The organism is Enterobacter sichuanensis (assembly GCF_009036245.1).
GTDB lineage: Bacteria > Pseudomonadota > Gammaproteobacteria > Enterobacterales > Enterobacteriaceae > Enterobacter > Enterobacter sichuanensis.
Map to the genome: position 1 here is coordinate 4,102,972 of NZ_CP027986.1, position 13,074 is coordinate 4,116,045.

At 56.7% G+C, this 13,074-nt stretch carries 12 protein-coding genes; 10 read left to right on the forward strand and 2 right to left on the reverse strand.

Annotation, left to right across the window (positions count from 1 at the left end; translation table 11 throughout):
- Positions 1-20: 20 nt before the first annotated feature.
- Entirely contained in the window at positions 21-791 is a 771-nt protein-coding gene (gene garL, locus C1N69_RS19855; protein WP_094918733.1) for a 2-dehydro-3-deoxyglucarate aldolase, read from the reverse strand.
- A gap of 374 nt (positions 792-1,165) precedes the next feature.
- On the opposite strand from garL, the gene garD reads away from it, so the two are divergent.
- On the forward strand, positions 1,166-2,737 hold the full coding sequence (gene garD, locus C1N69_RS19860) for a galactarate dehydratase (RefSeq protein ID WP_025756742.1): 1,572 nt from the start codon (positions 1,166-1,168) through the stop codon (positions 2,735-2,737).
- 46 nt (positions 2,738-2,783) lie between these two features.
- Here garD and C1N69_RS19865 read toward each other — a convergent pair whose 3' ends face one another.
- A complete protein-coding gene (locus C1N69_RS19865) occupies positions 2,784-3,587 on the reverse strand; it encodes a DeoR family transcriptional regulator (protein WP_059385424.1) in 804 nt (267 codons plus the stop codon).
- Between the two features lie 239 nt (positions 3,588-3,826).
- On the opposite strand from C1N69_RS19865, the gene kbaZ reads away from it, so the two are divergent.
- The 9 genes from kbaZ (at position 3,827) to C1N69_RS19910 (ending at position 13,052) form a co-directional block, all read left to right on the forward strand.
- Positions 3,827-5,134: a tagatose-bisphosphate aldolase subunit KbaZ gene (gene kbaZ / locus C1N69_RS19870; RefSeq protein WP_155031949.1), complete on the forward strand. Its 1,308-nt coding sequence runs from the start codon at positions 3,827-3,829 to the stop codon at positions 5,132-5,134.
- An 18-nt stretch (positions 5,135-5,152) separates the two neighbouring features.
- Positions 5,153-5,626, forward strand: coding sequence for a PTS N-acetylgalactosamine transporter subunit IIB (agaV, locus tag C1N69_RS19875; protein WP_094918730.1), 474 nt, complete (start codon positions 5,153-5,155; stop codon positions 5,624-5,626).
- Positions 5,627-5,636: 10 nt separating this feature from the next.
- Positions 5,637-6,416 (forward strand): PTS N-acetylgalactosamine transporter subunit IIC, encoded by a 780-nt coding sequence (gene agaW, locus C1N69_RS19880; RefSeq protein WP_155031778.1) that lies wholly within the window; start codon positions 5,637-5,639, stop codon positions 6,414-6,416.
- Complete coding sequence (gene agaE, locus C1N69_RS19885; protein ID WP_095452517.1) at positions 6,406-7,284, forward strand: PTS N-acetylgalactosamine transporter subunit IID; 879 nt, start codon at positions 6,406-6,408, stop codon at positions 7,282-7,284. The genes agaW and agaE overlap by 11 nt, the downstream gene beginning before the upstream one ends.
- 16 nt (positions 7,285-7,300) lie before the next feature.
- Positions 7,301-7,735: a PTS galactosamine/N-acetylgalactosamine transporter subunit IIA gene (gene agaF / locus C1N69_RS19890; protein WP_155031779.1), complete on the forward strand. Its 435-nt coding sequence runs from the start codon at positions 7,301-7,303 to the stop codon at positions 7,733-7,735.
- Entirely contained in the window at positions 7,732-8,865 is a 1,134-nt protein-coding gene (nagA, locus tag C1N69_RS19895) for an N-acetylglucosamine-6-phosphate deacetylase (RefSeq protein WP_155031780.1), read from the forward strand. The genes agaF and nagA overlap by 4 nt, the downstream gene beginning before the upstream one ends.
- Before the next feature lie 246 nt (positions 8,866-9,111).
- A complete protein-coding gene (locus tag C1N69_RS19900; protein ID WP_155031781.1) occupies positions 9,112-10,257 on the forward strand; it encodes an SIS domain-containing protein in 1,146 nt (381 codons plus the stop codon).
- A gap of 12 nt (positions 10,258-10,269) precedes the next feature.
- Positions 10,270-11,142: a tagatose-bisphosphate aldolase subunit KbaY gene (gene kbaY, locus C1N69_RS19905; protein WP_155031782.1), complete on the forward strand. Its 873-nt coding sequence runs from the start codon at positions 10,270-10,272 to the stop codon at positions 11,140-11,142.
- A gap of 20 nt (positions 11,143-11,162) precedes the next feature.
- Complete coding sequence (locus C1N69_RS19910) at positions 11,163-13,052, forward strand: alpha-galactosidase (protein WP_155031783.1); 1,890 nt, start codon at positions 11,163-11,165, stop codon at positions 13,050-13,052.
- Positions 13,053-13,074: the final 22 nt, after the last annotated feature.

Sequence of the window (13,074 nt, forward strand, 5' to 3'; positions counted from 1 at the left end):
AGTCTTTTCCTCAATGATGGTTATTTTTTAAAAGCGTCCGCTAATTTCTGCGTGGCCGAGCGGAATACGCCGAGGTCGCTGCCGACGGCAACAAACGTGGCTCCCCACTCCAGATAGCGGCGGGCATCCGCCTCAACCGGTGCCAGAATGCCGCTCGGTTTGCCGTGCGCGCTGGCGCGGGCAAAGATGTGCTGTATGGCACGTTGTACGTCCGGATGACCGGCATTGCCCAGGTGTCCGAGTGCGGCCGCCAAATCGCTTGGGCCTACGAAGATACCGTCCACGCCGTGGGTGGCGGCAATCTCATCGACGTTATCAACACCCTGCTGGCTCTCGATCTGGACCAGGATGGTGATGTTGCTGTTGGACTGCACGAAGTAGTCCGGGACGGTGCCAAACATGTTGGCGCGGTGCGAAACGGAAACGCCGCGGATCCCTTCCGGGGGATAGCGCGTGGAGGCCACAGCCAGCGCTGCCTGCTCTGCCGTTTCCACAAACGGGATCAGGAAGTTGTAGAAACCTATATCCAGCAGACGCTTAACGATCACCGGCTCATTGGTGGGTACACGCACTACCGGGGCGCTCGGGCTGCCTTTCAGCGCCATCAGTTGCGGAATAAAGGTGCTGATATCATTAGGCGCATGTTCGCCGTCCAGCACCAGCCAGTCGAACCCGGCCAGTCCCAGCACTTCCGTGCTGATTGGGTTTGCCAGCGCGGACCAGCAGCCAATCTGAATCTGGTGCGCCGCAAGGGCCGCTTTAAACTTATTCGGGAAGATATCGTTATTCATCGCGTTTACCTTTTTAATTCCGCAGCCTTGTTCAATATCATTTTATTTATTCAGACACAGCGACAGGATGATATTTATTATTCTGACCTGGTTTGGCGTAATAAAATCGTCATTCAGTATAAGACGCTATTCATGACCACACATTGTTTTAATGCTCAAGCATTACGTTGCATTTTGATAATATTTTGAGCATATGCACAAAGCACTGGGCGCTGATGCACAGAATCAGGCATTACTGGTTCGGGAGCGATCGGGATCACATTTTCATATGTCATCTGCTGACATGCTTTATTTCTGAAAGCCGCGTATTAATTTCTACCATTAGAAAACTGGATGAATTTATTATCAGACACTTTGCCGGAGAATAGTGAACAATGGCCGACATTGAAATTCGACACGCATCGCCGACGGCGTTCTATATAAAAGTGCACGACACCGATAATGTGGCGATTATTGTCAACGACAATGGCTTAAAAGCAGGAACCCGCTTCCCGGACGGACTGGAACTGATTGAGCATATTCCGCAGGGGCATAAAGTCGCCCTGGTGGATATTCCTGCTAACAGCGAAATCGTGCGTTACGGTGAAGTCATCGGTTATGCCGTGCGCTTCATTGCCAGGGGGAGCTGGGTTGAGGAGTCGCTGGTTGAGCTACCGGAAGCCCCGCCGCTGAATACGCTGCCCCTGGCAACCCGCGTGCCGGAGCCGCTTCCCCCGCTGGAAGGCTATACCTTCGAAGGCTATCGCAATACGGACGGCAGCGTCGGCACCAAAAACCTGCTCGGCATTACCACCAGCGTACACTGCGTGGCGGGCGTAGTGGATTACGTGGTGAAAATTATCGAACGCGATCTGCTGCCGAAATACCCGAACGTGGACGGCGTGGTCGGCCTGAACCACCTTTACGGCTGCGGCGTGGCGATTAACGCCCCGGCAGCCGTCGTGCCCATCCGGACCATCCACAATATCGCCCTCAACCCGAACTTTGGCGGCGAGGTGATGGTGATCGGCCTGGGATGTGAAAAGCTCCAGCCCGAGCGCCTGCTGCAGGGCACGGAAGATGTCAAAGCCATCCCGGCCGATGAGGCCAGCATTGTGCGCCTGCAGGACGAACGCCACGTCGGTTTCCGCTCAATGGTTGACGACATTCTGCAGGTCGCAGAGCGCCATCTGGACAAACTCAACCAACGCCAGCGCGAAACATGCCCGGCATCGGAACTGGTGGTGGGCACCCAGTGCGGCGGCAGCGATGCATTCTCCGGCGTGACGGCCAACCCGGCGGTGGGCTATGCGTCCGATCTGCTTGTTCGCTGCGGTGCCACGGTGATGTTCTCCGAGGTGACCGAAGTCCGTGACGCCATTCATCTGCTTACGCCGCGCGCCGTCAATGAAGAGGTGGGCAAACGCCTGCTTGAGGAGATGGCCTGGTACGATAACTATCTCGATATGGGCAAAACCGACCGCAGCGCCAACCCCTCTCCCGGCAACAAAAAAGGCGGTCTGGCAAACGTGGTGGAAAAAGCCCTTGGCTCGATTGCCAAATCCGGTCAGAGCGCGATTGCGGAGGTGCTTTCTCCCGGCCAGCGCCCGACGAAGCGCGGCCTGATCTACGCGGCAACCCCCGCCAGCGATTTCGTCTGTGGTACCCAGCAGGTTGCTTCCGGCATTACGGTACAGGTCTTCACCACCGGGCGCGGTACGCCGTACGGCCTGATGGCAGTGCCGGTAATAAAAATGGCGACACGCACCGAGCTGGCAAACCGCTGGTATGATTTAATGGATATCAACGCGGGCACCATCGCCACCGGGGAAGAGAGCATTGAAGAGGTGGGCTGGAAATTGTTCCACTTCATTCTGGACGTGGCGAGCGGACGGAAGAAAACATTCTCGGATCAATGGGGGTTGCATAACCAGCTGGCGGTGTTTAACCCGGCGCCGGTGACGTGATTTCCCCTCACCCTACCCTCTCCACATAGGGGAGAGGGTAAAAACCTTAAACCAGCACCACCTCAATCCCGCTTTTCCGTAATCCTTCCAGACTCTCCGGCGGAATACCTTCATCGACAATAATCATATCAATCCTTTGCGTATCAATGATTTTATGCAGACTTGAGCGGTTAAACTTGCTTGAGTCAGTGACAACGATAATACGCTCCGCCACCTCGCACATTTTACGGTTCAGACGGGCTTCGTCTTCGTTGTGCGTACTTACGCCGCGGTCGAGATCGATAGCGTCAACGCCCAGGAACAGCAGATCAAAATGGTAATTCTGTAGCGACTGTTCTGCCTGGTCACCGTAGAAGGATTGCGACTGACGGCGCAAATGCCCGCCGGTCATCAGCAGTTCAACCCCTTCCGCTTCCAACAGCGCATTTGCCACGTTCATGCCGTTAGTCATCGCAATCACGTCCGAGTGCTGACGCAGCATACGGGCGATTTCAAACGTCGTGGTGCCGGAGTCCAGAATAATACGGTGCCCGGGTTTGACCAGCGCGGCAGCGGCCTGCGCGATACTGCGCTTTACCGCCGTATTCAGCGAGCTTTTATCCTCTACGGAAGGCTCAGCGCCCGGCATGTTGCCTTCGCAAATCAATGCCCCACCGTAGGCGCGAACGGCAATGCCCTGCTTCTCAAGAAAGGCGAGGTCATTGCGGATCGTCACCGTCGATACGCCGTACAGATGAGACAGATCGTTAACCTGCACGCTTCCCTGCGCCCGCAACCGCTGAATGATCTGCTCTCGCCTTTCACTGGTGCCGGTGATGCGCTTTTCTGCGGATGAATCGGTGCTGCTCATACGAGCTCCTTAATCAATATTCTTTCGTTTCATTTCGTTTTGTCTATTAAGGCCTTTCCTTTACGGGAATGCAAGCCCTGCATGGTGACGATACGCAAGCTGGCATCGCGCTGAAAACTTTCATTATGTTTCTTTTGTGAAACAGATCGGAAAACCATTATCTTTCGTTTTATTTTTATATCACCGTGATGCAGGATTAAATGAAACAAAACGAAAGACAGGTATCATTACCATCCGACATGGAGAGGAAAGTGAAACATCTGACAGAAATGGTGGCGCAGCATAAACGGGGGAAGACAAACGGAATTTATGCCGTCTGCTCCGCACATCCGCTGGTACTGGAAGCTGCAATTCGTTACGCCCATTCACAGCAGACGCCGCTGCTGATTGAGGCTACCTCTAACCAGGTCGATCAGTTTGGCGGCTACACCGGCATGACGCCCGCTGATTTTCACGGATTTGTCTGCCAGCTGGCCGAGTCGCTCGGTTTCCCGACGTCACAGCTGATCCTCGGCGGCGATCACCTTGGCCCTAACCGCTGGCAACACCTGCCAGCGGTTAGGGCAATGGCAAATGCCGACGATCTGATCAAAAGCTATGTCTCTGCCGGGTTCAAAAAGATCCACCTCGACTGCAGCATGTCCTGTGAGGACGATCCGGTTCCCCTGACCGACACGATCGTCGCCGAACGCGCAGTGCGTCTGGCAAAAATTGCCGAAGCGACCTGCCGGGAACAGTTTGGTGAATCCGATCTGGTCTACGTTATCGGCACGGAGGTTCCGGTGCCGGGTGGCGCACACGACACGCTCACCGAGCTTGAGGTCACCACACCAGACGCGGCGCGCGCGACGCTGGAAGCGCATCGTCACGCGTTCGAAAAGGAAGGGTTAGGTGACATCTGGCCGCGCATTATTGGCCTGGTGGTACAGCCCGGTGTGGAGTTCGACCACGCACACGTCTGCGACTACCGGCCGGAAAAAGCCATTGCCCTGAGCGAAATGGTGGAAGCCTACGATACGCTGATTTTTGAAGCGCACTCCACTGACTACCAGACGCCGCAGGCGCTGCGCCAGCTGGTAAAAGATCACTTCGCCATCTTAAAAGTCGGTCCGGCCCTGACCTTTGCCCTGCGCGAAGCCCTCTTCTCACTGGCCGCTATCGAAGAGGAGCTGCTGCCAGCGAAAGCCAGTTCTGGCCTGCGCCACGTGCTGGAAAACGTGATGCTCGACCGACCGGAGTACTGGCAAAGCCATTACCACGGTGACGGCAACGCGCGTCGCCTGGCGCGCGGCTACAGCTACTCTGACCGCGTGCGTTATTACTGGCCGGACAGCCAGATTGACGAAGCCTTCGCGCGGCTGGTACGTAACCTGGCAAACGAACCCATTCCATTGCCACTCATCAGCCAGTACCTGCCGCTGCAGTACAGCAAAGTTCGCGAGGGCGCTCTCAAGTCGACGCCTCGGGAACTCATCCTCGACCACATTCAGGACATACTCCAGCAATACCACGCCGCCTGCGAAGGCGTAACGACGCAAAACGCATAATAAAAAGAGGAAAGCACTATGCCAAACATTGTCTTATGCCGCATTGATGAACGCCTGATCCACGGTCAGGTGGGCGTACAGTGGGTAGGGTTTGCGGGGGCAAACCTGGTTCTGGTCGCCAACGATGAGGTGGCTGAGGATCCTGTTCAACAGAACCTGATGGAAATGGTGCTCGCGGAAGGGATTGCCGTGCGTTTCTGGTCATTACAAAAAGTGATCGACAACATTCATCGCGCCGCGGACCGTCAGAAAATCCTGCTGGTCTGTAAATCTCCCGCCGATTTTCTGCAACTGGTCGAGGGCGGCGTGCCCATCACCCGTATCAACGTAGGAAACATGCACTACGCCAGTGGCAAACAACAAATTGCCAAAACGGTCTCCGTCGACGCGAACGATATCGCCGCGTTCAACGGCCTGAAAACGGCCGGGGTGGAATGCTTTGTTCAGGGCGTTCCGACAGAAACTGCTTTGGATCTCTTTAAACTACTCTGAGGGATTCACAATGGAAATCAGTCTGTTGCAGGCATTCGCGCTGGGGCTTCTCGCCTTTATCGCGGGTCTGGATATGTTTAACGGGTTAACGCACATGCACCGCCCGGTCGTTCTCGGGCCGCTGGTTGGCCTGATTCTTGGCGATCTGCACACCGGGATTTTGACCGGCGGGACGTTAGAGCTGGTCTGGATGGGCCTGGCGCCGCTCGCGGGCGCACAGCCGCCTAACGTGATTATCGGCACTATTGTGGGTACCGCATTCGCCATAAGCACAGGTGTGAAGCCGGAAGTTGCCGTTGGCGTCGCCGTGCCGTTTGCTGTCGCGGTACAGATGGGGATTACGTTCCTCTTCTCGGTGATGTCCGGCGTGATGTCCCGCTGCGATCGCATGGCGGCCAATGCTGATACCAACGGCATTGAACGGGTTAACTACCTGGCTCTGCTGGCGCTCGGCATCTTCTATTTCTTGTGCGCGTTTCTTCCCATCTATTTCGGTGCAGAGCACGCGAAAACCGCCATTGATGTTCTGCCGGCGCGTCTGATTGACGGCCTCGGCGTCGCGGGCGGCATCATGCCAGCTATCGGCTTCGCCGTGCTGCTGAAGATCATGATGAAAAACGTCTACATCCCCTACTTCATTATCGGCCTCGTGGCTGCAGCCTGGCTCAAGCTCCCGGTGCTGGCGATTGCCGCCGCCGCGCTGGCCATGGCGCTGATCGACCTGATGCGTAAATCACCTGAACCGACGGCTCAAACGGCCCAGAAAGAGGAATTCGAAGATGGCATCTAATCAAACAACGTTACCGGGCGTGTCTGAAATTGAAGAGACCCTGCTGACCGGCATCAACGAAAACGTCTACGAAGACCAAAGCATCGGTGCCGAACTGACGAAAAAGGATATTAACCGCGTCGCCTGGCGTTCAATGCTGCTGCAGGCCTCGTTCAACTATGAACGTATGCAGGCCTCCGGCTGGCTGTACGGATTGCTGCCAGCGCTGAAAAAGATCCACACCAACAAGCGGGACCTGGCGAGGGCAATGAAAGGCCATATGGGCTTCTTTAATACCCACCCATTCCTCGTGACCTTTGTAATCGGCATTATTCTGGCGATGGAGCGCTCCAAACAGGATGTGAATAGCATCCAGAGCACCAAGATTGCCGTCGGTGCGCCGCTCGGCGGCATCGGTGACGCCATGTTCTGGCTTACCCTTCTGCCCATCTGCGGCGGTATTGGTGCCAGCCTGGCGCTGCAGGGATCAATTCTGGGTGCGGTGGTCTTTATCGTGCTGTTTAACGTTGTGCACCTCGGCCTGCGTTTTGGTCTGGCGCACTACGCTTACCGGATGGGCGTTGCGGCCATTCCGCTGATCAAGGCCAACACCAAAAAGGTCGGCCATGCGGCCTCCATCGTCGGGATGACGGTGATCGGCGCGCTGGTAGCAACCTATGTCCGCCTCAACACCACGCTCGAAATCAAAGCCGGGGATGCGGTTGTCAAGCTGCAGGCCGACGTTATCGACAAGCTGATGCCCGCGTTTCTGCCGCTGGTCTACACCCTGACCATGTTCTGGCTGGTACGCCGGGGCTGGAGCCCGCTGCGGCTGATTGGTATCACCGTGGTATTGGGCGTTGTCGGTAAATTCTGTCACTTCCTGTAAAAGCAAAGAGGTTGCGATGTTAGGCATTATTTTGACGGGTCACGGCGGTTTTGCCAGCGGGCTTGAGCAGGCGATGAAGCAGATCCTCGGCGAGCAGCCACAGTTTATCGCCATCGATTTTCCTGAAACATCCACTACGGCGCGGCTGACCGCTCAGCTTGAGCAGGCGGTGAGCGAACTCGACCCCCGGCACGATATTGTGTTTCTTACTGATTTGCTGGGCGGCACGCCGTTTCGCGTGGCCTCAACGCTCGCGATGCAAAGACCAGGCAGCGAAGTCATCACTGGCACCAACCTGCAGCTCCTGCTGGAGATGGTGCTGGAGCGCGACGGATTAACCAGCGAAGCGTTTCGTCTGCAGGCGCTGGAGTGTGGACACCGCGGCCTGACGAGCCTGGTGGATGAGCTTGGCCGCTGCCGCGAGGAAACGCCCGCAGAGGAAGGGATATGAGCCAGCTGCTGCGTGCGCGACGGGTGCTGACCGAAAAGGGCTGGCTGGATGACCACCAGCTTCGTCTCGAGAACGGCGTTATCGCGGCGATTGAGCCCATCCCCGCGGGCGTTACGACGCGCGATGCGGAGCTGCTCTGCCCGGCGTATATCGATACCCACGTCCACGGCGGTGCGGGCGTGGACGTCATGGATGATGCGCCTGACGTGCTGGACACTCTGGCGATGCATAAAGCACGCGAAGGTGTGGGTGCATTTCTGCCCACCACCGTCACCGCGCCACTGGAGGCCATCCACGCCGCGCTGATGCGTATCGCCCGGCGTAGTCAGTCCGGCGGACCCGGCGCTCAGATCCTGGGCAGTTATCTGGAAGGTCCGTACTTTACGCCTCAGAACAAAGGGGCGCATCCGCCTGAACTGTTCAGGGAGTTGGATATCGCCGAGCTGAACAGGCTGATTGACGTTTCACTGAGCACGCTACGGGTGGTGGCGCTCGCGCCGGAGAAGCCCGGCGCGCTGCAGGCGATCCATCACCTTAAACAGCGCGGTATACGCGTGATGCTGGGCCACAGCGCTGCCTCATACCGGCAAACTCTCGCCGCGTTTGATGCGGGTGCCGACGGGCTGGTGCACTGCTATAACGGTATGACGGGGCTGCATCACAGGGGGCCCGGCATGGTTGGCGCCGGGCTGACGGATAAACGGGCGTGGCTGGAGCTTATCGCCGACGGGCACCATGTTCATCCAGGAGCCCTGCGCTTATGCAGCTGCTGTGCAAAAGAGAGGGTGGTACTGATTACCGATGCCATGCAGGCGGCAGGTATGCCGGATGGGCGGTATACACTCTGCGGCGAAGAGGTCACGATGCAAAACGGCGTGGTTCGAACCGCATCTGGCGGACTGGCGGGCAGCACGCTGTCGCTGGATGCGGCAGTCAGGAATATGGTGGAACACGCGGGCGTCACCGCTGAAGACGCTATTCATATGGCCTCGCTGCACCCTGCCCGCCTGCTGGGCATCGATCGTCAGCTCGGATCCTTAACGCCGGGAAAAAGCGCCAATATTATTGCTCTGGACGGTGGTTTACACCTTCAACAGATCTGGATTCAGGGCCAGGCTCTCCCCCTTTAGCCCTTTCATTGTGTCTCCTTTTGGCTTTACGGCCTGAAACCGTAAGGCCTTTCTTTTCCTTTCTTTAAATTTGCCCTTTCCTTTCACGATCACACTTTTCGTTTTATTTCTTTTCTTTCATTGAACTTTCAGTTTCTTTTCTATAGATTTTATTTAACTGCTGAAGTGAACAAGTGAAACGAAACGAAAGATGGCCACACGTTTGCCAGCGTCTGATGTGGAATTCACACGACTAAGGACTGAGTTATGCCACAAATCACCCCCACCACCACCGGCACCTGGACCGAAGAAGAGATCCGCCAGCAGCCTGCCAGCTGGATCCGCTCGCTCAACAACATCGATAATCTGCGTTCCTCAATTGACGGTTTCCTGACGCCGCTGCTGCGCAAGCGCGATCTGCGGATCGTGCTGACCGGCGCGGGCACGTCCGCGTTTATTGGCGATATCATTGCGCCATGGCTTGCGAGCCATACCGGGAAAAACATCTCCGCCGTACCGACCACCGATCTGGTCACGAATCCGATGGATTACTTCAGCCCGGCACATCCGCTGCTGCTGGTTTCGTTTGCCCGTTCCGGTAACAGCCCGGAAAGCGTGGCTGCGGTAGAGTTGGCCAATCAGTTCGTGCCGGAGTGCTACCACCTGTCGATCACCTGTAACGAGGCGGGCAGCCTGTATCAGAACGCCGTCAACAGCGATAACGCCTATGCCCTGCTGATGCCTGCTGAAACGCACGATCGCGGCTTCGCGATGACCAGCAGTATTACCACCATGATGGCGAGCTGCCTGGCGATATTCGCCCCGGAAACGATCGGAAGCCGCACCTTCCGCGACGTGGCCGATCGCTGTCAGGCGATCCTCTCCTCACTCGGTGATTTCCGCCACGGCGTCTTTGGCAACGAACCGTGGAAAAGGATCGTCTACCTGGGAAGCGGTGGCCTGCAGGGCGCGGCGCGTGAATCGGCACTAAAGGTGCTGGAGCTGACGGCAGGCAAGCTGGCGGCGTTCTACGAGTCCCCAACGGGCTTCCGTCACGGGCCTAAATCACTGGTGGATAGCGAAACGCTGGTGGTGGTGTTTGTCTCCAGCCATCCGTATACGCGTCAGTACGATCTCGATCTGCTGGCTGAACTGCGCCGCGAACGCCAGGCTCTGCGCGTCGTCGCTATCGCCGCTGAAAACGATCCGGTTATTGAAGCGGGTCCGCACATCCTGCTGCCACCTTCCCGCCCGTTTATCGATATGGAACAGGCGTTCTGCTTCCTGATGTACGCCCAGGTCTTTGCGCTGTCTCAGTCCCTCAGCGTGGGCAATACGCCCGATACGCCATCTGCCAGCGGCACGGTCAACCGCGTGGTCCAGGGCGTAGTTATTCATCCGTGGCAGGCTTAAGAGGATCGCACTATGAGCATTATCTCAACGAAATATCTTCTGCAGGACGCGCAGGCAAAAGGCTACGCGGTGCCGGCGTTCAACATCCACAACGCTGAGACGATCCAGGCGATCCTCGAAGTGTGTAGCGAAATGCGATCGCCGGTGATCCTCGCGGGCACGCCGGGCACGTTTAAGCACATTGCGCTGGAAGAGATCTACGCCCTGTGCAGCGCCTACTCGCTAACCTACGACATGCCGCTGGCGCTGCATCTCGATCACCACGAATCTCTCGACGATATTCGTCGCAAGGTCAACGCTGGCGTGCGTAGCGCGATGATCGACGGCAGCCACTATCCGTTCGAACAAAACGTGAAGCTGGTGAAGTCGGTGGTCGATTTTTGCCACCTCAACGATTGTAGCGTCGAGGCCGAGCTGGGCCGACTGGGCGGCGTGGAAGATGACATGAGCGTCGACGCCGAAAGCGCGTTTCTCACCGACCCTCAGGAAGCGAAACGCTTTGTCGAACTGACCGGCGTCGATAGCCTCGCCGTCGCCATCGGTACCGCACACGGCCTGTATACCAAACGCCCGAAAATCGACTTCCAGCGGCTGGCCGAGATCCGCGACGTGGTCACCGTGCCGCTGGTGCTGCACGGCGCGAGCGATGTGCCGGATGAGGATGTTCGCCGCACCATCGCGCTGGGCGTGTGCAAAGTCAACGTGGCTACCGAGCTGAAAATTGCCTTCTCTGACGCGGTGAAAGCCTGGTTTGCCGAAAACCCGCAGGGCAACGATCCACGCTTCTATATGCGGGTCGGTATGGACGCCATGAAAGAGGTGGTCAGAAGCAAGATCGCCGTTTGCGGCTCGGCAAATCGATTGCTGCTTCCGGCAGAAGCCTGATAAAAAAAGAGATTACGCTGATGAAAAAAATCCTCGCACTCTCAGTGCTGGCCCTGTGCGTTTCCCATAGCGCAGTGGCCGCGAACTACACGCTCAGTAACGACAATATTGCTCTGTCATTTGATGATGCAAACTCAACGGTAGTGGTTAAAGACAGTGAAGCTAACCATCCGCTCACGCCGCAGGAGCTGTTCTTTCTGACGCTGCCGGACGAGACTAAAATCCACACCGCGGATTTTAAAATCAAGCATGTCGAAAAGCAGGACAGCGGGATTGTCGTTGATTTCACCCATCCGGAATTTAACGTGACGGTGAAGCTGAACCTGGTGAAGGGCAAATACGCCAGCATCGACTACACCATCGCCGCCGTTGGTCAGCCCCGGGACGTGGCGAAAATCACCTTCTTCCCGACCAAAAAGCAGGCTCAGGCTCCTTACGTAGACGGGGCAATTAACAGCTCGCCGATCGTCGCAGACTCGTTCTTTATTCTGCCGGATAAACCCATCGTTAATACTTACGCCTATGAAGCGACGACCAACCTCAACGTGGAGCTGAAAACACCTATTCAGCCCGCAACGCCGGTCAGTTACACCACGTACTTTGGTACCTTCCCGGAGACCAGCCAGCTACGCCGTAGCGTTAACCAGTTTATCGATGCCGTCCGTCCGCGTCCGTATAAGCCTTATTTACACTACAACAGCTGGATGGATATCGGCTTCTTTACACCGTACTCCGAACAGGACGTGCTGGGGCGGATGGATGAATGGAATAAGGAATTTATCACCGGGCGCGGCGTGGCGCTGGATGCATTCCTGCTTGACGATGGCTGGGATGACCTGACCGGGCGCTGGCTGTTTGGCCCGGCTTTCAGCAAGGGTTTTGGCAAGGTACGGGAGAAAGCTGACAGCCTGCACAGCTCCGTCGGCCTGTGGCTCTCGCCGTGGGGTGGATATAACAAACCGCGCGATACGCGCGTCTCGCATGCAAAAGAGTACGGTTTCGAAACGGTAGACGGGAAGCTGGCGCTGTCAGGCCCGAACTACTTTAAAAACTTTAATGAGCAGATCGTTAAGCTTATTAAAAACGAGCATATTACCTCGTTCAAGCTCGACGGGATGGGCAATGCCAATTCGCATATTAAGGGCAGCCCGTTCGCCTCGGATTTTGACGCCTCTATCGCTCTGCTGCATAACATGCGCAGCGCCAATCCGAATCTGTTTATTAACCTGACGACCGGTACCAACGCCAGCCCATCCTGGTTGTTCTACGCCGATTCCATCTGGCGCCAGGGGGATGATATCAACCTGTACGGCCCCGGCACGCCGGTGCAGCAGTGGATGACCTACCGCGATGCGGAAACATATCGCTCCATTGTGCGTAAAGGTCCGCTGTTCCCGCTGAACTCCCTGATGTACCACGGGATCGTCAGCGCGGAGAACGCGTATTACGGTCTGGAGAAGGTGCAAACGGACAGCGATTTTGCCGACCAGGTCTGGAGCTACTTCGCCACCGGAACCCAGTTGCAGGAGCTGTATATCACCCCATCCATGCTCAACAAGTCGAAGTGGGATGTCCTGGCGCAGGCCGCGAAGTGGTCCCGGGAGAATGCCAGCGTGCTGGTGGATACCCACTGGATTGGCGGTGACCCGACGGCATTGCAGGTTTACGGCTGGGCATCCTGGAGCAAGGACAAAGCGATTATCGGCTTGCGTAACCCGTCGGATAAACCACAAAGCTACTATCTGGATCTGGCAAGAGACTTTGAGATCCCGACAGACGGCACGACGCACTTCAATTTGAAAGCGGTGTACGGCAGTAACGATAGCGTACCGGAGGGGTATAAAAACGCGGTGGTGATTACCCTGAAACCGCTGGAAACGCTGGTGTTTGAGGCGATGCCTGTTAACTAACCGTAGGCCGGGTAAGGCGAAG